This window comes from Neolewinella agarilytica, assembly GCF_900110645.1.
GTDB classification, from domain to species: domain Bacteria; phylum Bacteroidota; class Bacteroidia; order Chitinophagales; family Saprospiraceae; genus Neolewinella; species Neolewinella agarilytica.
This window is the reverse complement of record NZ_FOFB01000005.1, coordinates 136,207-157,555: the sequence shown is the minus strand read 5'-3', so window position 1 is coordinate 157,555 and position 21,349 is coordinate 136,207. Positions and strand designations below refer to the sequence as shown.

15 protein-coding genes are annotated in these 21,349 nt (G+C 49.1%); 10 read left to right on the top strand and 5 right to left on the bottom strand.

Features of this window, described 5'->3' with window-relative positions; all coding sequences use genetic code 11:
- Positions 1–29 precede the first annotated feature (29 nt).
- A complete protein-coding gene (gene mazG, locus BM123_RS06230; protein ID WP_090166392.1) occupies positions 30–788 on the top strand; it encodes a nucleoside triphosphate pyrophosphohydrolase in 759 nt (252 codons plus the stop codon).
- Positions 789–896: 108 nt separating this feature from the next.
- Positions 897–1,493 carry a bifunctional nuclease family protein gene (locus BM123_RS06225; RefSeq protein ID WP_090166390.1) on the top strand — a complete coding sequence of 199 codons (597 nt, stop codon included), beginning with the start codon at positions 897–899 and terminating at the stop codon, positions 1,491–1,493.
- 169 nt (positions 1,494–1,662) lie between these two features.
- On the opposite strand, the gene fabD is transcribed toward BM123_RS06225, so the two are convergent.
- Positions 1,663–2,541 (bottom strand): ACP S-malonyltransferase, encoded by an 879-nt coding sequence (gene fabD / locus BM123_RS06220; protein ID WP_090166388.1) that lies wholly within the window; start codon positions 2,539–2,541, stop codon positions 1,663–1,665.
- Between the two features lie 90 nt (positions 2,542–2,631).
- Between fabD and BM123_RS06215 the strand changes: the two genes are divergently transcribed.
- From BM123_RS06215 to BM123_RS06195, 5 genes are all read left to right on the top strand, one after another.
- Positions 2,632–3,039: a DUF423 domain-containing protein gene (locus tag BM123_RS06215; RefSeq protein WP_090166386.1), complete on the top strand. Its 408-nt coding sequence runs from the start codon at positions 2,632–2,634 to the stop codon at positions 3,037–3,039.
- A 57-nt stretch (positions 3,040–3,096) separates the two neighbouring features.
- Positions 3,097–3,867: a 5'-nucleotidase C-terminal domain-containing protein gene (locus BM123_RS06210; RefSeq protein WP_090166384.1), complete on the top strand. Its 771-nt coding sequence runs from the start codon at positions 3,097–3,099 to the stop codon at positions 3,865–3,867.
- Between the two features lie 97 nt (positions 3,868–3,964).
- On the top strand, positions 3,965–4,873 hold the full coding sequence (locus BM123_RS06205; protein WP_090166382.1) for a bifunctional metallophosphatase/5'-nucleotidase: 909 nt from the start codon (positions 3,965–3,967) through the stop codon (positions 4,871–4,873).
- A gap of 336 nt (positions 4,874–5,209) precedes the next feature.
- Positions 5,210–6,622 carry a chromosomal replication initiator protein DnaA gene (dnaA, locus tag BM123_RS06200; RefSeq protein ID WP_090166380.1) on the top strand — a complete coding sequence of 471 codons (1,413 nt, stop codon included), beginning with the start codon at positions 5,210–5,212 and terminating at the stop codon, positions 6,620–6,622.
- Positions 6,623–7,214: 592 nt separating this feature from the next.
- A complete protein-coding gene (locus BM123_RS06195; protein ID WP_090166378.1) occupies positions 7,215–9,365 on the top strand; it encodes a S46 family peptidase in 2,151 nt (716 codons plus the stop codon).
- A gap of 30 nt (positions 9,366–9,395) precedes the next feature.
- Here BM123_RS06195 and BM123_RS06190 read toward each other — a convergent pair whose 3' ends face one another.
- Complete coding sequence (locus BM123_RS06190) at positions 9,396–9,890, bottom strand: phosphoribosyltransferase family protein (RefSeq protein WP_090166376.1); 495 nt, start codon at positions 9,888–9,890, stop codon at positions 9,396–9,398.
- 242 nt (positions 9,891–10,132) lie between these two features.
- On the opposite strand from BM123_RS06190, the gene BM123_RS06185 reads away from it, so the two are divergent.
- Positions 10,133–14,377 (top strand): two-component regulator propeller domain-containing protein, encoded by a 4,245-nt coding sequence (locus tag BM123_RS06185; RefSeq protein WP_090166374.1) that lies wholly within the window; start codon positions 10,133–10,135, stop codon positions 14,375–14,377.
- Positions 14,378–14,393: 16 nt separating this feature from the next.
- Here BM123_RS06185 and BM123_RS06180 read toward each other — a convergent pair whose 3' ends face one another.
- Complete coding sequence (locus BM123_RS06180; protein ID WP_090166372.1) at positions 14,394–15,926, bottom strand: sulfatase family protein; 1,533 nt, start codon at positions 15,924–15,926, stop codon at positions 14,394–14,396.
- Positions 15,927–16,279: 353 nt separating this feature from the next.
- Here BM123_RS06180 and BM123_RS06175 point away from each other — a divergent pair, with 353 nt between their 5' ends.
- Complete coding sequence (locus tag BM123_RS06175) at positions 16,280–17,140, top strand: LamG domain-containing protein (RefSeq protein ID WP_090166370.1); 861 nt, start codon at positions 16,280–16,282, stop codon at positions 17,138–17,140.
- A gap of 68 nt (positions 17,141–17,208) precedes the next feature.
- Positions 17,209–18,768: a sulfatase family protein gene (locus BM123_RS06170; protein WP_090166368.1), complete on the top strand. Its 1,560-nt coding sequence runs from the start codon at positions 17,209–17,211 to the stop codon at positions 18,766–18,768.
- Positions 18,769–18,948: 180 nt separating this feature from the next.
- Here BM123_RS06170 and BM123_RS06165 read toward each other — a convergent pair whose 3' ends face one another.
- Positions 18,949–20,064, bottom strand: coding sequence for a glycoside hydrolase family 117 protein (locus BM123_RS06165; RefSeq protein ID WP_245748454.1), 1,116 nt, complete (start codon positions 20,062–20,064; stop codon positions 18,949–18,951).
- Between the two features lie 260 nt (positions 20,065–20,324).
- The gene (locus BM123_RS06160; RefSeq protein WP_090166364.1) at positions 20,325–21,341 is read right to left on the bottom strand and encodes an L-rhamnose/proton symporter RhaT; all 1,017 of its coding nucleotides are present in this window, start codon (positions 21,339–21,341) and stop codon (positions 20,325–20,327) included.
- Positions 21,342–21,349 lie beyond the last annotated feature (8 nt).

Here is a 21,349-nt window from a genome sequence, read left to right as displayed (position 1 = left end):
CTAAATATAAGACACATTACCTTTGCAGCATGACAGCTCAACTTACCGCTTTTCAACGCTTACTGACCATAATGGACGAACTCCGGGAGCAATGCCCCTGGGATCGGAAGCAAACCTTCCTCTCTCTCCGGAAACTCACCATCGAAGAAACCTACGAGCTGGCCGATGAATTGCTGAAGGAAGACCTGGAAGGCATCAAAGAAGAAGTAGGTGACCTGCTGCTGCACATGGTTTTCTACGCCAAAATTGCCAGCGAGCAGGGTGCCTGGGACATTGCCGATGCGCTCAATACCGTATGCGACAAGCTGGTTGAGCGACACCCGCATATCTACGGAGACGTGGTGGCGGAAGACGAAGAGGCCGTTAAACGAAACTGGGAAAAGATCAAACTTGCCACCGGTAAAGGAAAAAAGACTGTTCTGTCGGGTGTTCCGACGGCCCTTCCCGCCATGGTAAAAGCTATGCGGATGCAGGAAAAAACGGCTCAGTTTGGCTTTGACTGGGATAACGTTGAGCAGGTTTGGGATAAAGTCCGGGAAGAAATGGAAGAGTTTCACCAGGCTGAAACGGAGCGCCACCAGGAAGAGGAATTCGGAGATTTACTCTTTAGCCTGATTAACTACGCCCGCTGGAAGGGCATTGATCCGGAAACGGCCTTAGAGCGGACGAATTTGAAGTTTCGCAAGCGTTTTGAGTTTGTAGAACAGGCCGCTGGCGAGCGGGGGCTGAGTGACATGCCCCTGTCTGAAATGGAAGGCCTCTGGCAAAGAGCAAAAACCGAGGCGTAGGAACGTTGGTTTTTGTATCTTCGCCGCCCCGAAAGGGAACGCCCCTCCGTAGCATCAACCTATCCGAAGGTGCTGGCGTTAGTTAACACCAGTAGAGAGTAGCAGTTTATGAATAAGATCGAGCTTCAGGTGATGGCCATTAGTCGTAGCGTGACCCAGTCCGCTAACTATGCCGTAGTACTAGGCGAGCTTAGCGGCCCCCGCCGTTTACCCGTCATTATTGGAAGCACGGAGGCGCAGGCCATTGCGATTGCCATTGAAGGTATGCAGGGCCAGCGTCCACTAACTCACGACTTATTCAAAAATACCCTGGAGACTTTACGCACGGAACTGCGGGAAGTGATCATTAGTGACCTGCGGGAAGGCATTTTCTTCGCTCGTCTTGTACTTGACCGGGATGGAGAGATCATCGAAGTAGACAGCCGGACCAGCGACGCCCTCGCCCTGGCCACCCGCTTTGAATGTCCGATTTACACTTACGAAAACATCCTGGAATCCGCCGGCATCGTACTCGAAGGAGACGAAGAAGCCGACGAGGACGACAATATGGAAATGGCAGACCGCCAACCAGAAAAACAAAAGGACACGCTTTCCAGCTTCAACGTGGGCGAATTGAACCACATGCTTGAAGAAGTCCTCAGCCAGGAAAACTACGAACGGGCCGCAGAGATCCGGGACGAGCTGAACCGACGGAAGAGTAATTAGTATTTTGGTTCTTTGGTTCTTTGGTGTTTTGGGCTACCGCACTTTGTAGGTCGCTGCACAACAGTACTTTATTCTCGATGGATTACCACGGCTTTACTGCCGTCTAAAGCCCGGCTGCGCAGCAGCCTTGCATATCCCTTGCGGCAGCCCAAAATACCAACTGACCAATCTAAAGCTGCTCCACATTCAGCCCCCGATCCACCTTACGGATCAAGCCGGCGAGGATTTTTCCTTTCCCCCCTACTTCCACGAAATCAGTCAGGCCCGCGGCTTTCATGTTTTCGATTGTCTGTGTCCAGCGGACGGGACTGGTTAGCTGATCGATGAGTTTTGACTTAATGACGGATGGATCAGCACTGGGCTGAGCGTCAGTGTTTTGGTAAATTTCACAGGCGGGCGGGCGGAAGTGCGCTTCTTCGATGGCGGCTTTGAGGCAATCCTGAGCGGGCTGCATCAGCGGGCTGTGGAAGGCTCCTCCTACAGGTAGTGGTACTACACGGCGAGCGCCCAGATCAGTCAGGATTTTGCTGGCTTTTTCTACGCCTTCCACGGAGCCGGAGATCACCAGCTGGCCGTTAGTGTTGTAATTAGCGGGAACAACAACTTCCTCGATGGCGGCACAAGCGTCCTCGATGATGCTGTCATCGAGCCCCAGAACAGCAGCCATGGTGCCCGGCACAGCGTCCGTAGCGGCTTGCATCGCCAGGGCCCGTTCGGCTACGAGGCGGAGGGCAGAGGCAAAGTCCAGTGCTCCGGCGGCTACCAGAGCTGAAAATTCCCCAAGGCTGTGCCCGGCAACGGCCGTTGGCTGTTCGATTTCGTCTGCCACCAGATAGGTGATGGCGGAATGGGTAAAGATAGCCGGCTGGGTAATTTTGGTTTCCCGCAATTCGTCTTCACTTCCTTCGAACATAACCTTACTCAGGGAGTAGCCCAATACGTCGTCTGCCTGGCGGAACAATGCCTTGGCTTCCGTGCTCAGATCGAAAAGATCCTTACCCATTCCGCTAAACTGGGCGCCCTGTCCGGGAAATACATATGCTTTCATGATATCGTTTTTTTGTTTTCGGGGCGCAATTTAGCCAAGTTTGACGTTAGTCAGATCATATCGGCCAGCAAAGGGACTTACCTTCGCCCCATGCAAAGAACATTACGTTTGGTGGGCCTGCTGGGAGCATTGGCAGTTGCCCTGGGCGCTTTCGGTGCGCATGGCCTTAAATCTCTCCTGTCTCCGGAGGCGCTGGCGACTTACGAGACTGGCGTTCGCTACCAATTCTACCACACTTTCGCCATTGGACTTCTAGTAGCACTGAAGGGGCAAAAATGGCTGAATAACAAGCGTTTACGGCAGTCGGCCTTTTGCTTTGTGCTGGGAATCATTCTTTTTTCCGGTTCCCTCTATTTACTTGCTTTGCGGGAAGTACACGGTCTGCCGGTTGGTTTTCTCGGCCCAATCACTCCCATCGGCGGTGTGTTTTTCATAGCCGGCTGGGCATTGCTCTTCCTGGCTCCGCGCAGCGAGCCTGGAGAGAACACACAAACTTAACGAAGTGGTTTGCTCAGTCTTACATAAGAATATCACATACCCTCTATCTTGCCCCCGATGAAACATTACCTTATATATATAGCTTCGCTAAGCCTGCTGTTTAGTAGCAGTTGTGGCTCTCTGTCTGCGCCAAGCGTGCAACCTCGTTTGTACAACATCACCAGGAGTATAGATGCGGGCGACGGCGCGCAGGTGCAGGGGGATGACGGAACAGCAAAGATGGCCGCCACCATTGCGCCCTATAAAGCGCAACTGGATGCTAAGATGAATCGCCAGCTGGCCACACTGGCCACGCCCTTAACTAAAGACGGTGCCGAAAGCACCATTGGCAACTGGATGGCGGACCTGATGATGGCGGCAGCTAAAGACCGCTTTCCGGGTAAAGACATTGCTTTTGCCACTGCCAACTCCGGTGGAATCCGGGTCAGGGAAATCGGTACGGGGCCATTGCTGGTATCGGAGATCTATGAAATGATGCCCTTCGACAATGAACTGGTATTGCTGGACCTCTCCGGCGCAGAGATGAAAGCCTTCATCAGCCACATTGCTAACTCAGGGGGCTGGCCGGTCAGCGAAGAGCTGAGTGTACAGTTAAAAAATGATAAGCTGATGGTCAGGGTTTCCGGAAAGGAGATTGACCCCGATGCCCGATACCTGGTTGCCACCGTGGACTACGTCGCCAATGGAGGAAGCGGCTCTTCAATGGTAAAAGGTAAGCCCCAGGTCAGCAGCAATGAAAAAGTCCGGGATCTGCTGATCGAGTATGCCGCCAAAGCAACAGCCCCCATTAGCGTTAAGGCGGAAGGCAAACGAATGTCGCTACGCTAATAATCACTGCTCTTCTGTTCTTCCCTTGCACCTGCGGCCTCGCCTGATTGTGCCGAAAAGCTCCGGTGCCCAACTTCAATTTTTAAATCAACGCTCCATGAATCGTCGTTTTTTCATTCGTAAAGCTGCCGTTGGTGGCGGATTGCTAATGGTTCCCGGATTGGCCTCCGCCAACCTTCTTAAGCCATCCCCCAGGCTTACCATCTTACACACGAATGACTGGCACAGCCGGATTGAGCCATTCCCGGACGACGGTGGCAGAAACGCCAACCGGGGAGGTGCCGTTCGGCGGATGAGACTGATTCAGCAGATTCGTGCGGTGGAACCTAATGTCATTCTACTGGACAGTGGCGACATTTTTCAGGGCACGCCCTATTTCAACTTCTTTGCGGGGGAGCTGGAGATGAAACTGATGAGCCAAATGGGCTACGACGCCTCGACCATTGGCAACCACGATTTTGATGCCGGTATGGAGAACCTGGTGACCCAGTTGGGCCACGCCGATTTCCCCATGCTCTGTGCCAACTATGACTTTAAAGGAACCCCGCTGGAAGGAAAGACCATGCCCTACAAAGTCTTCAAACGCGGGGGCATCAAGATTGGCGTCTTTGGCCTTGGCATCGAACTAAAAAGCCTGGTGCCGGATGAGCTGTATGGTAAAACAGAATACCAGGACCCACTGGAGAAGGGGCACGCCACCGCAAGCCTGTTGCGCAACCAGAAGAAATGCGACCTGGTCATCTGTCTGAGCCATCTTGGCTACAAGTACCGGGAGGACAAAGTGGACGATGTTGAGTTGGCCGCTACGTCCAGTGACATTGACATCATTTTGGGAGGCCACACCCACACTTTTCTGGACGCACCGGTGGAAGTACCGAACCTGAAGGGAGAGCCCGTAATTGTCAATCAGGTCGGCTTTGGAGGTCTGCGCCTCGGCCGAATGGATGTCACCTTCCCCGGAGGTAAGCTCAGACGCTGCGTGGCTTGCAATAATTTGCGAGTATAGGTCGATGTTTAATCGCCTCCTGCTTATGACAAAGTTGCCATTTTGGCTGATAAAGCCTGCCAAAGATAATTCTGAATAAATAAGCAGTGTTTTCCTTGCAAGGGTGCCCCTTTTCTCCTCATATTTGCTGTCCGCCGTTAGAGCAACGGTGGTTGGAGTAAGAAACGTTTTAAGAGGGTTCACCCAATGACTACGCAAGTTGAACACCTAATCCTCGGCGATCAAGCCTCGACACTCCACCGTCTTTAACTTACTGACCTTCAGAAACTTTCACTTTTAACTTGTCGGCCGAACAGGCTCGACCGGAACGCTATAAACGTGCAACTGGGATACAAAATGGATCACACCCTCATCTGGAACAATTGTCTGCAAACCATTCGACAGAACGTCGACCCCCAAAGTTTTCAAACTTGGTTTGCACCGATTCGTCCAGTTGCTCTGGAGAGTAATGAACTTACGATTCAGGTTCCCCATCGCCTGTTCTATGAATGGTTGGAAGAGCACTATATTGATGTCCTGAAAACGAGCCTCAATCAGGCCCTTGGCACATCTGGTCGTTTGCAGTACCGGATTAACCCTAACCGTCAGGAAAAAGCGGCTTCTCCCAGCACGAAGAACGGAAAGTCCAATGGCAGCATTCCGGGCCATCAACCTGCCCCTGGCAATCCATTTGTCATCCCGGGCGTAAAGCGTCCGCGGATTCCCTCCAATCTGGACACTCGGTACACCTTCGACAATTTTATCGAAGGAGACTGTAACAGCCTGGCCAGAAATGCCGCTAAAGCCGTTGCTGACAACCCTGGCAACACTGCTTTTAACCCTTTGGTGATTCATGGCAATGTAGGGCTGGGTAAGACCCATTTGCTGCAGGCTGTTGGCAACTACATTAGTAACAAGTTTCCGGAGAAAGCCGTCTTGTACGTGAGTACCGATACTTTTACGAACCAACTGGTTAGTTCGATTGGCTCTAACACGACCAATGACCTCGTTAATTGGTACCAGAACGTGGATGTCCTGCTGGTTGATGATATCCAGCAACTCGTTAAACGGAAGAAAACACAGGACGTATTCTTCAACCTGTTTAACGTACTCCGCCAGAATAACAAGGCCGTGGTCATGACTTGTGACCGCCCGATCATTGAGCTTGACATCGAAGAACGTCTTCGTAGCCGCTTCCAGTGGGGCCTGAGTGCGGACCTAAGTATGCCGGCTCTGGAGACCCGCATGGCAATCCTGAACTCTAAGGCACTATCCACCGAAGTGGATATTCCCGCCGAGGTAGCAGAATTCATCTGCTTCCACATCCAGCACAATATCCGCCAACTGGAAGGAGTGCTAAACAACCTGGTACTTCATAAAGGGGTGCGCGGTGATGATTCTATTGACCTCAAGCTAGCCAAAGAAGTACTCAAGAATTTCGTTTCTGAGATCAACAAGGAAGTAACCCCTGATGTCATCCAACGTACGGTGGCAGACTACTACGATCTGGAGGTTGAAAAGCTGGCCAGCTCCACCCGTCGCCGGCACGTAGTGCTGGCCCGTCAGATCAGCATGTTCCTGGTCAAGGAGTACACTGATCAAAGCCTCAAAGCCATCGGGCGGATGTTTGGCGGCCGGGACCACTCAACCGTGCTGTATTCCATCAAAACGGTACGTGATCTGATGGAGACCAATGATGAGATTAAAAAGGCCCTTGGAGAGTTGGAGCGTAAGATCAGAATCGGGCAGGGCGATGGAGAGCTGCAGTAGCCCTCTTTCCGGAAAATGAGGTTTCATTGTGTTCGCAAGCAGGTGAACAGAACACCAAGTGAGTCAGTAGATATCGTTATTTACACACTTTCACGTGTGTATCACGAGATGCACGATTCATTAGAAAAACCTCTCCCCCGGCCCCCAGGGCTAACGCATACTCACCGGACGCTCAAAGGAACTCAGCAATTTCGCCTCCGGCTCCATGGCTGAGCACACTTCGAGGTCCTAGACTGCCAATTTAGGACCTCGAAGTGTGCATTTTCCGTAGCGGAGCGAAGGATAAAATGTTCCTTTCCCTTCGGGGCTGCTTCGCGGTGAGGGTCCGGCTTCGAGTATGCGTTAGCCCTGCCCCCGGCCCCTCTCCGGAGGAGAGGGGAGACGTCTCAGGCGGCTTGACCGTGCATTTCGTGATACACACCACTTTCACTATTTCCGAACTATTGTCGTGGCAATTTCCGTTATTGTGGCTGAACTGACTACGATTATCTAAACTGACTTTTCAGCCACTGTTCCCGATAAAAGATGGCAGAAGATTAATTACCAAAGATCGGGTCGGTTCATTCTTACTCAATGAACTACATAACTGATCATGCGCAAGATTCTCCTTGTTTCCTTAATTTTTCTATTACCCTTTCTACTTTCCGCCGGAGGTGGAATGTGGCTTCCCCTGCTTCTTGAAAACCTCAATGAGGAAGAGATGCAGTCAATGGGGATGAAAATCTCCGCCCGTGACATCTACGACATTAACAATGGTAGTTTAAAGGACGCAATCGTTCACTTTGGAGGCTTCTGCACGGGAGAGGTAATCAGTGATCAGGGGCTGGTGTTAACCAATCATCACTGTGGGTACAGTGCAATTCAAAGTCACTCCAGCTTGGAAGACAATCTGCTGGAGAACGGTTTTTGGGCTAAAGACAAAGCTGCCGAGCGCCCCAACGCAGGTTTATTTGTCACGTTTATCGAACGAATAGAAGATGTGAGCTCAAAAGTTCTTAAAGGTATTGATGAGGATACCAGCGAGAAAGAAAGAAAAGTGGAGGTCGCTGCGAACCTGAAGGAGCTCAGAGAAAAATTTAAACTTGGCAAAGGAGAAGAGTTGATTGTTAAGCCTTTTTATGGAGGCAATCAATACTTTGCCTTCGTAACAAAAAAGTATACCGACGTACGGCTGGTAGGTGCCCCACCCTCTTCCATTGGTAAGTACGGTGCCGACACCGACAACTGGGAATGGCCGCGCCACACCGGAGACTTCAGCCTTTTCCGGATCTATACGGCTCCTGACGGCAGTCCGGCGGACTACTCCTCCGAGAATATCCCCATGAAGCCCAAGAAGCACCTGGGAATAAACCTGAATGGTGTGAAGGAGGGTGATTTCTCTCTCATTTTTGGCTTCCCCGGGAGTACGGATCAATATCTGGCAGCCAGCGCCATGCAACAGCGTACAGAAGTAATTAATCCGATTCGTATTGGCATGCGCGATCTAAGCCTGGCCGTACTTGACAGCGCCATGCGTGCAAACCCGCAAACTAAAATCGACTATGCCAGCAAGCAGGCTCGTATTGCGAATTACTGGAAGAAATGGCGGGGAGAAAGTGAGGGCGTAAAAGCCGTAGACGGGATCGCTGAACGCAGAAAAATGGAAACGGAGTTTAACCGCAGGCTTGCCCAAAAGCCTGCCGAACAGTCTTACTACGGAAGCGTCCTGCCTGAACTTGACAAGTTGACCCAAAAGCAGGAGGAGGTTGCGAAAACAAGGGCCTACGTTTCTGAGATCAACTACAACATTGATTTGTTCCGGATAGCGGACATTATGCGGCGGCAATTGGCCATTGCTGACAACAATGGTGTTGAGGCTTTTAAAAAGCGAGTCCCCGGAATCGTCAATTACCTGAAAGGGTTTTATGCCGGTTATAATGCAGAAGTGGATAAGCGAGTAGCGGAAGTTCTCATTCCGGAATATTTTTCAAAAGTTCCGGAGCAGCACCAAGCTTTCTATGCCAAAGACCAGGTTGACTTTGCCGGCTCAATGCATACAATGATTGGCGATCTGTTTGACCGAAGCTACCTGACTAAAGGAGACAGGTTTATACAACTATTGGAGCGAGATCCGGAGACGGCCATTGACGTTTTAAAAGGAGACCCAGGCTACCAATTTGCTAATCAACTCAACCGGCATAACGAAAAGCACGTCATCAATCCTTACAATGAAATTGCTGAACGCATGGCTCCCTTACAGAGGAAGTACATGAAGGCGCTGATGACTTTTTTTCCGGAAAAACGCTTCTACCCGGATGCCAACGGAACTATGCGGGTGAGCTATGGCAAATTTGAAGGATTCAAAGGCCTGGACGGAAAGAATGAACACTACATGACCTATCTGGACGGCGTTCTGAAAAAGTACGTTCCCGGAGACTACGAGTTTGACCTGCCTGCTGGCCTTGTTAAACTTCACCAGGAAAAAGATTATGGCCGTTATGCGACCAAAGAAGGTAAGCTTCCCGTTTGTGTACTTGGCTCTAACCATACCACTGGTGGCAACAGTGGCAGCCCGGCCCTTAATGACCGGGGACAATTGGTAGGATTAAACTTTGACCGGACCTGGCAAAGCACCATGAGTGATGTAAATTACGATCCCAGCATTTGCCGGAACATAATGGTTGACATCCGCTACGTTCTCTTTCTAATTGATAAGTTAGGCGGCGCCGGACATTTGGTGGATGAAATGACCTTGATTGAGTAGGCCATCAGGAGCGTCTAATACGGAAGTAATTCACTCCAGGACGGCAGAATCTCCGTCTTCACCGCCAAAGTTTACCAGTACGTTATCTCCCAGAGTTGTTGACAAGTCCATGCCCCTATAAGTCACATAGACCGGCCAGGATTTATGCCTGCGATCTACCAGAACGGCTACCTCGATCTTTTTAGGAAGGATGTCCTGCAGTGGTTTTAGTGCATAAAACAAGGTTCTGCCTGTGTTCGCGACATCGTCGACGACCAATATCGCTTTCCCCGACAGCTCCGCTAAGTTTCCTGTAACAATCGGACCGGGGTTGAGTGGATCAGCGGGATCTATCTTGAGCGGCAACAGATGAAAAGGAGAACTCGATAGTGTTCGTAAGCCTTCTACCAACCTTCGGGCGAGTTCCATTCCCCGGTTATTGATACCGATGATGAAAAGTTCTGTTTCCTCGGTGTTTCTTTCCAGGATTTCCATAGCCAGGCGAGTCACCTTGCTGGCAATTTGTTGCTGATTCAGGAGTTGCATAGCGCGAAGGTAAGGACGAAGTTGCTCACTGATGTTCAGTTTCGATTTTTAAGCTCACAAACCGGCTCATTCCGACTAAATTACTCTTTAAAAAGGGGATCTATTTTCGGTTTTGATAATTCATTTGAATACCTTGCAGAGATCATGAACCGGTCTGTTTTATCCAGAAATCAATAGGTCCGAACGGAGAATTTTACTATTTTAATTGGCTACAAAATGGCGCACTTTCGCCCCTTTCGAGTATGAAGCTCTACCTTTTACTTTTTACCCTTGTTTTTACCCTGACCACCCTGTCAGGTCAGTCTTCTGAAGCCTATTTTAAAGCTTTAACCTCTGAAAACGGTTTAACTGAAAACCACGCTAACTGCATTTATCAGGACGAGACGGGGTACATGTGGTTTGGTACGTTCGACGGTCTGAACCGTTACGATGGGTATGAAATAACTACTTTCAAACCAGACCCTAATGACGCTGAATCTTTAAGCAGCATACTGATTTTCGCCATTACCGGAGATAAGCATGGCAACCTGTGGATAGGCACTACTGGTGGAGGGCTCAACTACTACGATTCTTCTACGGGAAAATTCACCGTCTTCAGAGCTGACGAGTCGGACCCAAACTCCATCAGTAATGATATCATTCAGAGCCTGTTTGTTGATAGCAAAGACCGATTGTGGGTGGGTACTAACAATGGCGTCAACCTTCTTCATCTCGAAGACTGGTCTCCGGAAAAACCCGCCCTGTTTTCCAGAATTTCAATAGGCGAGCCTAACCAAAACAATCAGGTCATTGACATTTTTGAGGATAAAGATGACAACATCTGGCTGGCCAGTAATCGTAGCCTTAATAAGGTGACATTCGTAGAAGAGTCCTGGAAAGTTGAGGCTGTATACAGGAACAAGACAAGAATTTTCACCGGAGTTCAATCCATCATTCAGCTACCGGAGGGACAAATGGTGGTCTCCAATCCCAACGGAATCTTTTTACAAAACAAGAGTGGAGAAGAATGGACAAATGTTTCTTCTGAACCTGGCAACCATCTGGCCATTGATTCCACCAAGAACAGTCTTTGGGTTGGATCTTTAAATGGGCTCAGGCGATATTACCTTTCTGAGGGCCTGTCACAACCAGCGGAGACTTACAAAAACAACCCATCGGACATTAACAGTCTGACCAATAATTCGATTGAGGACTTATACGTCGATAAAAACGGCTTAGTTTGGATCGGGACCTTTGGCGGCGGGGTAAATTATTACGATCCGAATCGTAAAAAATTCAAACTCTTAAACGTCAGGGATTCAGGCAGTAGCTTGTCCAGCAACTCTGTTCGTTCCCTTAATCAAGATAAAGATGGCAGACTATGGATTGGCACTATTGGCGGGGGAACTGATGTAACCCAAGCGGCTTTCGGGTCAGATACGGAGGCTCAGTTCCGACGCATAAACACCCCCAGCAGAGTCTATGCGACGATGGAAGTCATTTCGGACAGTGATCATTATGTATACCTGGGAGCAGGAGATAATCCAGGTTTATACCGGGTAAATCTAAATGATGAGAACTGGCCGGTTGAACCCGTGGCCGGATTTGCGCATGCCGTTTTCTCTATGCATCAGGACCAAAGGGGGATTCTTTGGTTTGGAACTTATGCGGGAGGGCTCTCCCGGTGGATACCGGATGAATCTGAACCATCGGGGTATAAAATTACTAAGTTTTTGCAGACGGGAAATCAATCCAATCTGCCAAGCAATATAATAAGAAGTATAACTGAGGATTTAGATGGAAACTTGTGGTTTGGTACAGCTAAAGGACTGGTCAGGCTAAAATCTTCTGCGGCCAGAGAGGACAATCCGATTTTCGAGACTTTTATAAATGAGCCAGGGAATAGTTCCTCTCTTAGTCACGATTATATTTTATCCTTAAGGGTTGCGCCAGATAATACGCTCTGGGTTGGAACCTTTGGCGGCGGGCTTAATCATTTGACCAGTTTCTCAGAAGAAGGAATACCCAATTTTGAGCAGTTTACTGAACTGGAAGGTTTCCCCAATGGCGTTATCAAAGCCATTCTGATTGATAACGATCACGACATATGGGCTTCCACTAATAAAGGCATTGTACACCTGGACGCTAAGAGTAAGCAACTAACCACCTATGATTACGGAGATGGCTTACAAAGTAATGAGTTTCAGGAATTGGCTGCTTGCCGCCTCAGCGACGGCACCTTGGTTTTTGGCGGGGTTAAAGGAGTTAATTATTTTCATCCGAATGACATCCATGTTGATCAATCAACGGTAAAACCAGTTTTAACGGGGCTTGAGGTACTCAACATCCCTGTAGTGCAGGGGGCGTCAATCAACGGCAAAGTAATTCTTGAAGAAAGCCTGGAGCAGACCAGCAACATTAATCTTCGTCACACCGAGAATAACTTTTCCATTGAGTTCTCGGCGCTTCAATTTGAGTCTCCCAATGATATCAGGTATGCTTACCAGCTGGAAGGATTTAATGAAGACTGGATATACACCGACTCCGATCATCGTAGAGCAACCTATACGAACCTCCCTTATCAGGATTATGTGTTCCGGGTAAAGGCCAGCAATAGTGATGGAGTATGGAGTGAAGAATTTAAAACGCTCAACATTTCAATCAGCCCTCCGATCTGGTTAGAGTGGTATGCTAAGGTGTTTTACGCCCTGTTGTTCGTCCTGATGCTTTACGCTTTCAGGAAATTTTCCCTCATTGACGTGAAGGAAAAAAACAGGTTGATGATAGAGCAGGTCTCTCAGGATAAGATTCGGGAATTAAATCAGCTAAAGCTGCAGTTCTTCACCAACATTAGCCATGAACTCAGAACGCCTTTGACCCTAATTACGGGCCCGCTTGAAAACATGATTCAAACGTCCAAAACGATAACTGAAGACCAGCGGAACAAGTATCATCATTTGATGTACAAAAATGCCAAATACCTCCTCCGACTGGTAGATCAACTACTCGACTTTCGAAAACTCGATCAGGGCGCCACCCCACTTCAGCTCGAAAAAAGAGATGTTGTGAAGTTTCTACGTGACATTACTTCCCCTTTCGACTTTCTGGCGAGCAAGAAAAATCTCACCTTTCATTTCTTACCCGAAGAAGAGCCATTGACGGCATGGTTTGACCCGGCAATAATGGAAAAGATTTTATACAACCTGCTTTCAAATGCTTTCAAGTTTACGCCTGAAGGCGGTAGCGTTACGGTACGGGTCAGAAAAAGTATGGGGAAAAAGTCAAGTACTCCGGAAAAATTCAGACGCTATGGATCCGTAGCAATTTCCGTTGAGGATTCTGGAGTCGGCATTAATAAAAACAAGATAAAAAGCATATTTGACCGTTTCTACACTTCTTCCTCAGGAGAAGTGAAAAATAGAGAAGGTGCGGGAATTGGACTTTCTTACACCTGGGAGTTAGTAGAACTGCATCGGGGAAAAATTGACGTTGAATCCAGCCCTGGAAAAGGTTCTGTATTTACGGTTAGAATCACCCTGGATAAAAACCAGTATGAATCCAATGAATTCAGAACGGAATCCACCCATAATTACCTGCCTCAATATGACCCCGAAGACTTTATTGGAACCAGTAGCGAAAGTTCTGCTGAGGAACTGGAACTGAACAGTGAAGTAACGGAGCTACAGCAACGAAACATGCTGATGGCAGAAAGAGAGGATTCCCCTCTGCTGCTTTACATTGACGATAATGCTGACCTCAGGAGTTTCATTCGCAAAGGGATGGAGTCCGATTTCCGGGTGGTTGCCGCTGATGGTGGGCGAGCAGGAATTGAACTCGCTACAACAGCCGTCCCTGATTTCATCATTACTGACTTAATGATGCCCGACGTAGACGGCATGCAAGTACTGAAAGAAATCAAAAACGACCCAAGAACCAGCCATATACCCGTGATAATGCTCACTGCCAAAGACACCGCGGAAAGCAGAACGGAAGGGCTGGGTTATGGTGCAGATGGTTACCAGACAAAGCCATTTGACATCGGAGACCTAACCCAGCAAATTAAAAACATTCTCAATAGCCGCACACAACTGCATGAACGTTTCCGTAAGCAGGTGATCACGTCCCCTAAAGAAGTTACGGTTACCAACGTCGATGAGGAATTCCTGCAAAGAGCCATGGATATTGTTGAAGAGAACATGGGGAATACAGAATTCAGCGTTGAGGAGCTGGTGCGGGAAATGCGGGTAAGCCGAAGTAAGCTCTACCTTAAGTTAAAAGCCTTAACCGGTCAGTCAAGCAGCGAATTCGTCAGAACAATTCGCCTCAAACGGGCCGTGCAGCTATTAGAAAACAGTGGGTACTCCGTCAAGGAAGTGATGTTTATGACCGGCTTCAACACCGCCTCTTATTTCTCTAAATGTTTTAAACAACAATTTGGGATTGTGCCCAGCGAATATATTCGACTACATAAAGAAAAGGCCAAGAACAAAGAAACTGGAGAAGGATAGAATGATCGGGGCGAATTTACAAGCCCGGACTATCCTGCTTTCCCGTAGGTAACTTTTGAAAACGAATGTTCTCATACTGAGCTAGCATCCGAGTAAGCCGTTCCTTTTGTTCGGGAAGATCAATTTGGTTGCTGCCGGGTTGTTCTTCCGGGTCTGTTGTCAGATTGAATAAAGACTTCGGTGTAACCGTTGATGTCTTGGGATCAAACTGCATAATAAGTTTCCAATCGCCTTCCCGGTAGATTACCTCCTTGGTGGTTCCTCCCTGCTGGAGGAGATAGTTCCTTTTATTAGCAGTGTTCTCCCTGAGTAAAAGGGGTAAGAAGCCGTAGGCATCGTTTGCCTGGCCGGCGGGTATTTGCTGGCCAGTCAACTCTGCCAGGGTACCAATAATATCGGTGCCCGATACTAAGGCGTCCGACTGAGTTCCCGCAGAGATCTTTTCAGGCCAGACAACCATGAAAGGTACCCGGTGTCCTCCTTCAAAAATCTGGTTCTTACCTCCACGAAAAGGAGCGGCGGAATTGTGACCTGCGGAAAGCGACTCTTTCCGTAACAATCCTCCATTATCGGAAGTAAAAATCAGAAAGGTCTTTTCATAAACTCCTTTTTCCTTTAGCGCCTTGACGAGCATCCCCACCTGAACGTCCAGTTCTTTAACCATATCAAGGTGATAGCTGGGCGTTTGATTACGGATCCGCTCTCCATCCAGGCTAAAGGGAGGAGTATGTGGAAGGTGAACTGCCTGAGAGCAGTAGTACATGAAAAAGGGTGAATCCTCGGGAGCATTACGGATAAAGTCAATCCCCTTCAGGACTAACAACGGTCCCATGTCATAGGGTGTCCAATGAGAATCTCCAAGCCCTTCGGATTTATCCAGTTTTACCCGCTGTGGAGTCATTTTAGCCTGGGTAATTTCCGTTATCCGGGACTTTCTGGATAGTGGCATCCATTTTCCGTTTTCGTAAACTGCGTAAGGGACATTTTGAATGCCGGCCGGAAAAGTAAGGCTGTAATCAAAACCATGATCCTGTGGGCCATTGCCTGCATACGCGCGAATATCCACATTCAACTGCGGCCGGGAACGGTCGCCATCGTATATTCTGGTGGAGTCCCCCTGGAAGTAGAAGTCTCCTCCCATATGCCATTTCCCCAGAAAGCCGGTCTGGTAACCTGCTTTTTGCATTAGCTTACCCAATGTCAGGTCAGTGGGTTTCAGAGGAGATTTTTGGTAGGCACCCCATACACCCCAGGGAGCATAACTATGGTAGGGGTTGTTGCCCGTCATGACCGCATACCGGGATGGAGCACAGAGAGAGGTTGGGCTATGCCCATCCGTAAAGTGAAGCCCTTCAGCCATCAGGCGATCAAGGTTAGGCGTTTCAACGATCACTTCCAGTCCTGCTGCCCGGCGGTAGGCGGCAACATCTCCCTGACCGACATCGTCGGCCAGAATAACAACTACGTTAGGAAGTGAATCTTCTTCCTGGGCAAGGAGCAGGCAAGGAGCAAAAAACAGAAGGAGTATCAGATATTTGGGCAGCGGCATCACAGACGAAGTTCAAGGAGTTAATGGTTTCAATTCATTTGCTCATTCAGGAACAAAATAGTTCTTGTATAAAGCGGGGGATAAAGGCTCGTCGATTAAATAGAAACGTCAAAGCACATACATTTCCGGACCGAGTATTCTGGCAACATTAACTCTTCGCCAGTCGCAATAAATGCAAGGAGTAAATCCACTCAGATGAAATTGTTGAGGCTCAATAATAAAGCATCGATATGTAGAGGCCGGTAAAAAATACACTTAAAACCAATGGAATTATAAAAATGGTTTAACGTGGTATGTCTTCGATCACCTCAGGAAGATATTACGGCCTCACCATAAGATTGAAAACATCACCAATGAAACCATTTCAAATCTTTGCTTTTCTGATTTTACTTTGCACCTGCGTCCGCGCCCAACCCACCTTTCAGGCGGGAAACGACCCGGCACCGGAAGGGAAAAGGTGGGTTCCGGTTCCTGAATTATCTGACGAATTCAAGGGGAGAAAGGTAGACCTGAATAAGTGGCAGGTAGAGCCCATCGGAAACGACTGGGGATGGATTGGCCGTCCGCCCGGGTTATTCCAGGCCAGGAACATTGAAGTTCGTAAAGGAAAACTCCGCGTAAACGTTGGCGTGCTTCCGGAAGCAGTGGAAATAAAAGGAAATACCTTCACTCATTTTGGCGGTATTGTGCGCTCGCTTCAACCAGCCAGACCAGGCTATTACCTGGAAGCCAAAATGAAAGCCAACCGCACCGAAATGTCCTCTACCTTCTGGCTCATGACAAAGTATGACTGTGAGCGAAAAATGGAGCTCGATGTTCAGGAATGTGTAGGTGTGGTTTCGCCCGACGCCAAAGAATGGGCCCGTGAATGGGACTATGTGATGCATTCAAATTTTATTCACCGCAAAACGGAGTGTAATCCTGAACCAACGCAACACCAGGGAAGTGTCCCGTTGCCCACCAAAAATGCAGACCGGTTTTATGTCTACGCAGTATGGTGGAAATCACCGACTGAAATGAGGTTTTATCTGGATGGCAAATACATTTATTCCATCACGCCAAATGTTCCCCACGATCGCGACGCCTGGATTCACATGGCCATTGAAACCTATGACTGGAACCCAATACCTGCCGACGGGGGTGTAATAAAAGACGCTAGCCGGAAAGACCGAAGGACAGAATATGAATGGGTAAGAACCTGGAAACTTGAATAAACAAAACAACTATCTTTCCAATACCTAAAGTACTTTGACTTAGGTACAACATCTATCAAACAGAACTAATGAGAAAAATCACCCGTTTTTTCCTGCTGCCTCTTTTACTTACGCTTATCGTTTCGTGTAGTACTGAGGATAAAACTCCAAAGGAAGACGAAACCCCTCCGAAGCCCAATATCGTTTTCATTTATCTGGATGATCTTGGCTATGGAGACGTTAGTGCCTACGGCGGAGACGTGCTAAACACCCCCAACATTGATGCTTTGGCGTCCGGAGGTTTACGATTCACTAATGGCTATGCTTCTTCGGCGACCTGTACTCCCAGCCGCTATGCCCTGCTTACCGGAGTATACCCCTGGAGGAACAAGGACGCAAAAATTCTGCCCGGGACGGCACCCCTGATCATTGACACAAAGCAGATAACGGTTTCCAAAATGCTCCAATCCCAGGGTTACCATACTGGCATCGTCGGAAAATGGCACCTTGGGCTGGGCACAGGACACGTGAACTGGAATGAGCGGGTAAGCCCCGGCCCTAATGAGGTAGGTTTTGACCACAGTTATATTCTGGCGGCTACGCAAGACCGGGTTCCTACGGTATATCTCGAAAACGGCCTGGTAGAAGGGCTTGATCCGGATGACCCGATCGAAGTTGATTACCAAAACAACTTTGGTGACCAGCCTACCGGCAAAAACAATCCGGAGCTGCTAAGCATGAAGTGGCACCACGGCCATAATGCGACTATCGTAAACGGCGTCCCACGCATTGGCTTCATGAAGGGCGGCGAAAAAGCGAAGTGGATTGACGTAGATATGGCCGACCACTTTTTGGTCCGCGCCCAAGCCTACGTTAAGAAACATAAGGACGAGCCTTTCTTCCTCTACTATGCTATGCAGCAACCCCACGTCCCCCGCACCCCGCACCCTCGCTTCGTGGGAAAATCGGGTCTCGGACCACGGGGAGATGTGATTGTGGAAGCGGACTGGTGTATTGGCGAGTTCATGAAGACACTCCGGGAAGAAGGCCTGCTGGAAAACACACTCATTGTCTTGTCTTCAGACAATGGCCCGGTGCTTAATGACGGATACTATGATGATGCCGTAGAGATGATTGGCACCCATCAGCCCGCCGGGCCGCTCCGCGGAGGAAAGTACAGCCTGTTCGAAGCAGGCACCCGGGTACCCTTCATTACGTACTGGGAAGGAACTATTGAACCGGGAGTATCTGATGCACTGGTTTGCCAAATGGACCTTTTGCCCTCAATCGCAGAATTGGTCAGCGCCGAGGTATCGACGGATCAACTCGATGGTAAAAACCTTTTGCCTGCCTTGTTAGGAGATAGCGATACCGGCCGGGAAGAGCTTATCATTGAAGCCACGGGGCGCACTGCATTCCGGCAGGGAGAATGGTTATTAATCCCCCCCTATAAAGGTGTCCCCATCAATAAGCAGGTAAATATCGAACTAGGTAATAGTGTTACGCCTCAACTATACAACCTCACCAAAGACATCAGCCAAACCAATAACCTGGCAGACGCTATGCCCGAAAAGCTGGGCTCCATGATGGAGGAATTCGAAAAAATTCGTGGAGCAACTTCAGCAACCGAGCCACTGATTCTTGAATAAGTTGTCTGATCAGCTTCGCTAACACACAGGAATTATTCCTACATCTGGTTGTATTGAAAGAGGGCTTTCGGATTAATCCGAAAGCCCTTTCTGAAATTCGATCATACAAAAAAAACAGTCTTGGATTTCATTAAAGAAGTCTCTCTTATCGGTGTCTAGATCTAGGACCAGCTAAAGACCTTATTCGGCTTTCACACCTTTAGCCGTATGGCGTTCTTTCCGCTCTCCTTCAAACCGGCGAATGAATTGGTAGTCGGAGTTTTTATACTGGTGCGTTAAGCCCCAACTCATAATCGAAATGGGGTCTTTCCCATCGTTATTATCACGAACCAGGCCAATGGCGTGGGGGGCACCCGGAATGGCGGATTTAATTTCAAAATTGATGCCATCCGGTGACCACTGTATCGTATTCTTTTCGAAACCATCCGTAGTGATGAGACTGGCAATTCCTCCGTCATGGTGCCAGACACAGATCTCGTGCCCGCTGTTTGAAATCGGATTATACTTAGACTTTACGTAGGGGCCGAGCGGGTTATCAGCAATGGCAACCCCATGCCGGATCTGACGGCCACCAAAAGTGATTTCTTCTCCCATTTGCTCACCTTTGTAATAGAGATAAAACTTTCCATTATAGGCAAGCAGACACGGGTCATGCACCTTGTGGCTATCGAAATCGCCCTTCTTTTCCACGAGGAAACGGTTTTGCGTTTCTCCTTTCCAGACGCCATTATCGGCGGGGCTGAGGATGGGTTCTTCCAGCTTGGTCCATGGCCCGCGGGGGCTGTCACTGTAGGCCAGGCCTACCTGGTTTTTTACCCGCACGACATAGTCCCCTCCGACGGTTTGGTAAGTGAGGTAATACTTCCCATCGTGATACAAGCATTCTACCGTGAATACAGAGCGATCATCGAAGGCTCCTTTTTCACCACGTGCCACGGCAAGGCCTTCTTCTTTCCAGGTCCAGCCGTCCTCACTGGTTGCGTACCAGATGTCGCAGCGATCCCAGGGGAAGACCTTCTCCGTGGCAATATCACCGCCAAAGCCCTGCGTAGGCCCCGTGCTGCGGGTATACCAAACGTAGTAGAGGCCATCGATCTTGAGAACAGCACTGGGGTCTCTCCGCACCACTCCTTCCTCGTAGGCCAGGTCTCCTTTGAGGTCATGGACTTTATACTGCAAAAACCATTCATTACTTCTGGCTTCTTCCGGCCATAGCAGGGCGCGTTTGGAAGCAGCGCTTAAGTGATCAGCATTAGTAATGCCGAGGAAATCAAGTTGCTCTGGGGTAGGTTCCATTGAAGTAGCGTCAGGGCATTCCGGGCAGGGTGCGCTGCCGCAGGATGCAATGAAAAAAAGAATTACAGTGGTGAGGCTTAAATAATAAAATGATCTTCTCATAGTACTTTCAGTGTGTTGGTAAAGATGACCACTTGTTCTGCGTCAGACAACGACAAAAAAGTTTCCTTCTTCTACATATGGTTTATTGGGGGGTAGCTCCCTGCTGTCAGGACGGTTCTCTGCACCTGCGCTGCCGCGCCCAAATCCGAAAATTAATTTCAGCTTGCCATTCCGTTGCCCGCCGCAATGACTAAAACTCCGACGACCATGGCCGCCAAACCAACGTACAGCAGTGTCTTGGCTTTCCCCGAAGCCTTTGCCCATTCCCCCGTGAACAGGCCGGTTAAGATGGCTACCGCAACGCAAACGGTATTGAAAATCGCGTAGCCAACGGTGTTGCCCGCCTTGCCCAACTGATAGGCCGCGTAAGCAAAAGTCACCGAGGCGGCGAAGTTGAGAATCCCCATGGCGGAAGTCAACATCAGGTTACGCCCCAGCGCCGGGGTTTTAAACTTAGACCAAAGACTTTTCTTAGTCAGTTGATAATAGAAGTATGGCATTACGAACAGTGCCCCCGCCACGTAAATGACAAACATGACGATTACGGCCGTCACCCACTCCGGGTTACCCGCCGCCTGAGCAGCTTCGTGAATAGCCGGCCGGCCGGCTGCATTAGCGTAGCTAAAGCCTGTGGCCAATAATCCGCCACCAACGGCAATACCAATTCCTGTTCCCATTGACCCCTGGGTAGTGGTGTCAGTGTCAGAGTTTTGCTCGTCTTCCTGTCTGACCATACCTGCTTTACCGTTAGCCACAATACCAAGCAATACGATTAACAAGCCACCAAGAATGGTAAACAACACGTTAGAGGCCGGGAGCTCGTCTACCATAAAAGGCAACAGAGAGCCCACCAGAATCACCGTACCGATAAAGATGGAAAAGCCGAGCGACAGGCCAATATAATTGATGGCTTTACCCCACAGCATAACGCCGACGCCCCACGCCAGGGCAGCGACACCCATTTTGAGGTAAATCTCAGTAGACAATGACCCAAGAATCCCCCCGAAGTCATCAACCAGCAGCAGGCAGGCGATAACGGGAACAATGAGCATATTGATGAAAAACATCATTCCCCAGGTATTCTCGAACTCGAAATCTTTGGCATATTTTTCGGGCAGGGCATAAAGCCCCAGCATGATGCCTGCGGCAATGGCAGTAAGTATTCCTATAGTCATGATCGAAG

Excerpts from the sequence above, each read along its gene's own strand:
- mazG (WP_090166392.1), top strand. The coding sequence starts at position 30 with ATGACAGCTCAACTTACCGCTTTTCAACGCTTACTGACCATAATGGAC.
- BM123_RS06225 (WP_090166390.1), top strand. The coding sequence starts at position 897 with ATGAATAAGATCGAGCTTCAGGTGATGGCCATTAGTCGTAGCGTGACC.
- fabD (WP_090166388.1), bottom strand. The coding sequence starts at position 2,541 with ATGAAAGCATATGTATTTCCCGGACAGGGCGCCCAGTTTAGCGGAATG.
- BM123_RS06215 (WP_090166386.1), top strand. The coding sequence starts at position 2,632 with ATGCAAAGAACATTACGTTTGGTGGGCCTGCTGGGAGCATTGGCAGTT.
- BM123_RS06210 (WP_090166384.1), top strand. The coding sequence starts at position 3,097 with ATGAAACATTACCTTATATATATAGCTTCGCTAAGCCTGCTGTTTAGT.
- BM123_RS06205 (WP_090166382.1), top strand. The coding sequence starts at position 3,965 with ATGAATCGTCGTTTTTTCATTCGTAAAGCTGCCGTTGGTGGCGGATTG.
- dnaA (WP_090166380.1), top strand. The coding sequence starts at position 5,210 with ATGGATCACACCCTCATCTGGAACAATTGTCTGCAAACCATTCGACAG.
- BM123_RS06195 (WP_090166378.1), top strand. The coding sequence starts at position 7,215 with ATGCGCAAGATTCTCCTTGTTTCCTTAATTTTTCTATTACCCTTTCTA.
- BM123_RS06190 (WP_090166376.1), bottom strand. The coding sequence starts at position 9,890 with ATGCAACTCCTGAATCAGCAACAAATTGCCAGCAAGGTGACTCGCCTG.
- BM123_RS06185 (WP_090166374.1), top strand. The coding sequence starts at position 10,133 with ATGAAGCTCTACCTTTTACTTTTTACCCTTGTTTTTACCCTGACCACC.
- BM123_RS06180 (WP_090166372.1), bottom strand. The coding sequence starts at position 15,926 with ATGCCGCTGCCCAAATATCTGATACTCCTTCTGTTTTTTGCTCCTTGC.
- BM123_RS06175 (WP_090166370.1), top strand. The coding sequence starts at position 16,280 with ATGAAACCATTTCAAATCTTTGCTTTTCTGATTTTACTTTGCACCTGC.
- BM123_RS06170 (WP_090166368.1), top strand. The coding sequence starts at position 17,209 with ATGAGAAAAATCACCCGTTTTTTCCTGCTGCCTCTTTTACTTACGCTT.
- BM123_RS06165 (WP_245748454.1), bottom strand. The coding sequence starts at position 20,064 with ATGGAACCTACCCCAGAGCAACTTGATTTCCTCGGCATTACTAATGCT.
- BM123_RS06160 (WP_090166364.1), bottom strand. The coding sequence starts at position 21,341 with ATGACTATAGGAATACTTACTGCCATTGCCGCAGGCATCATGCTGGGG.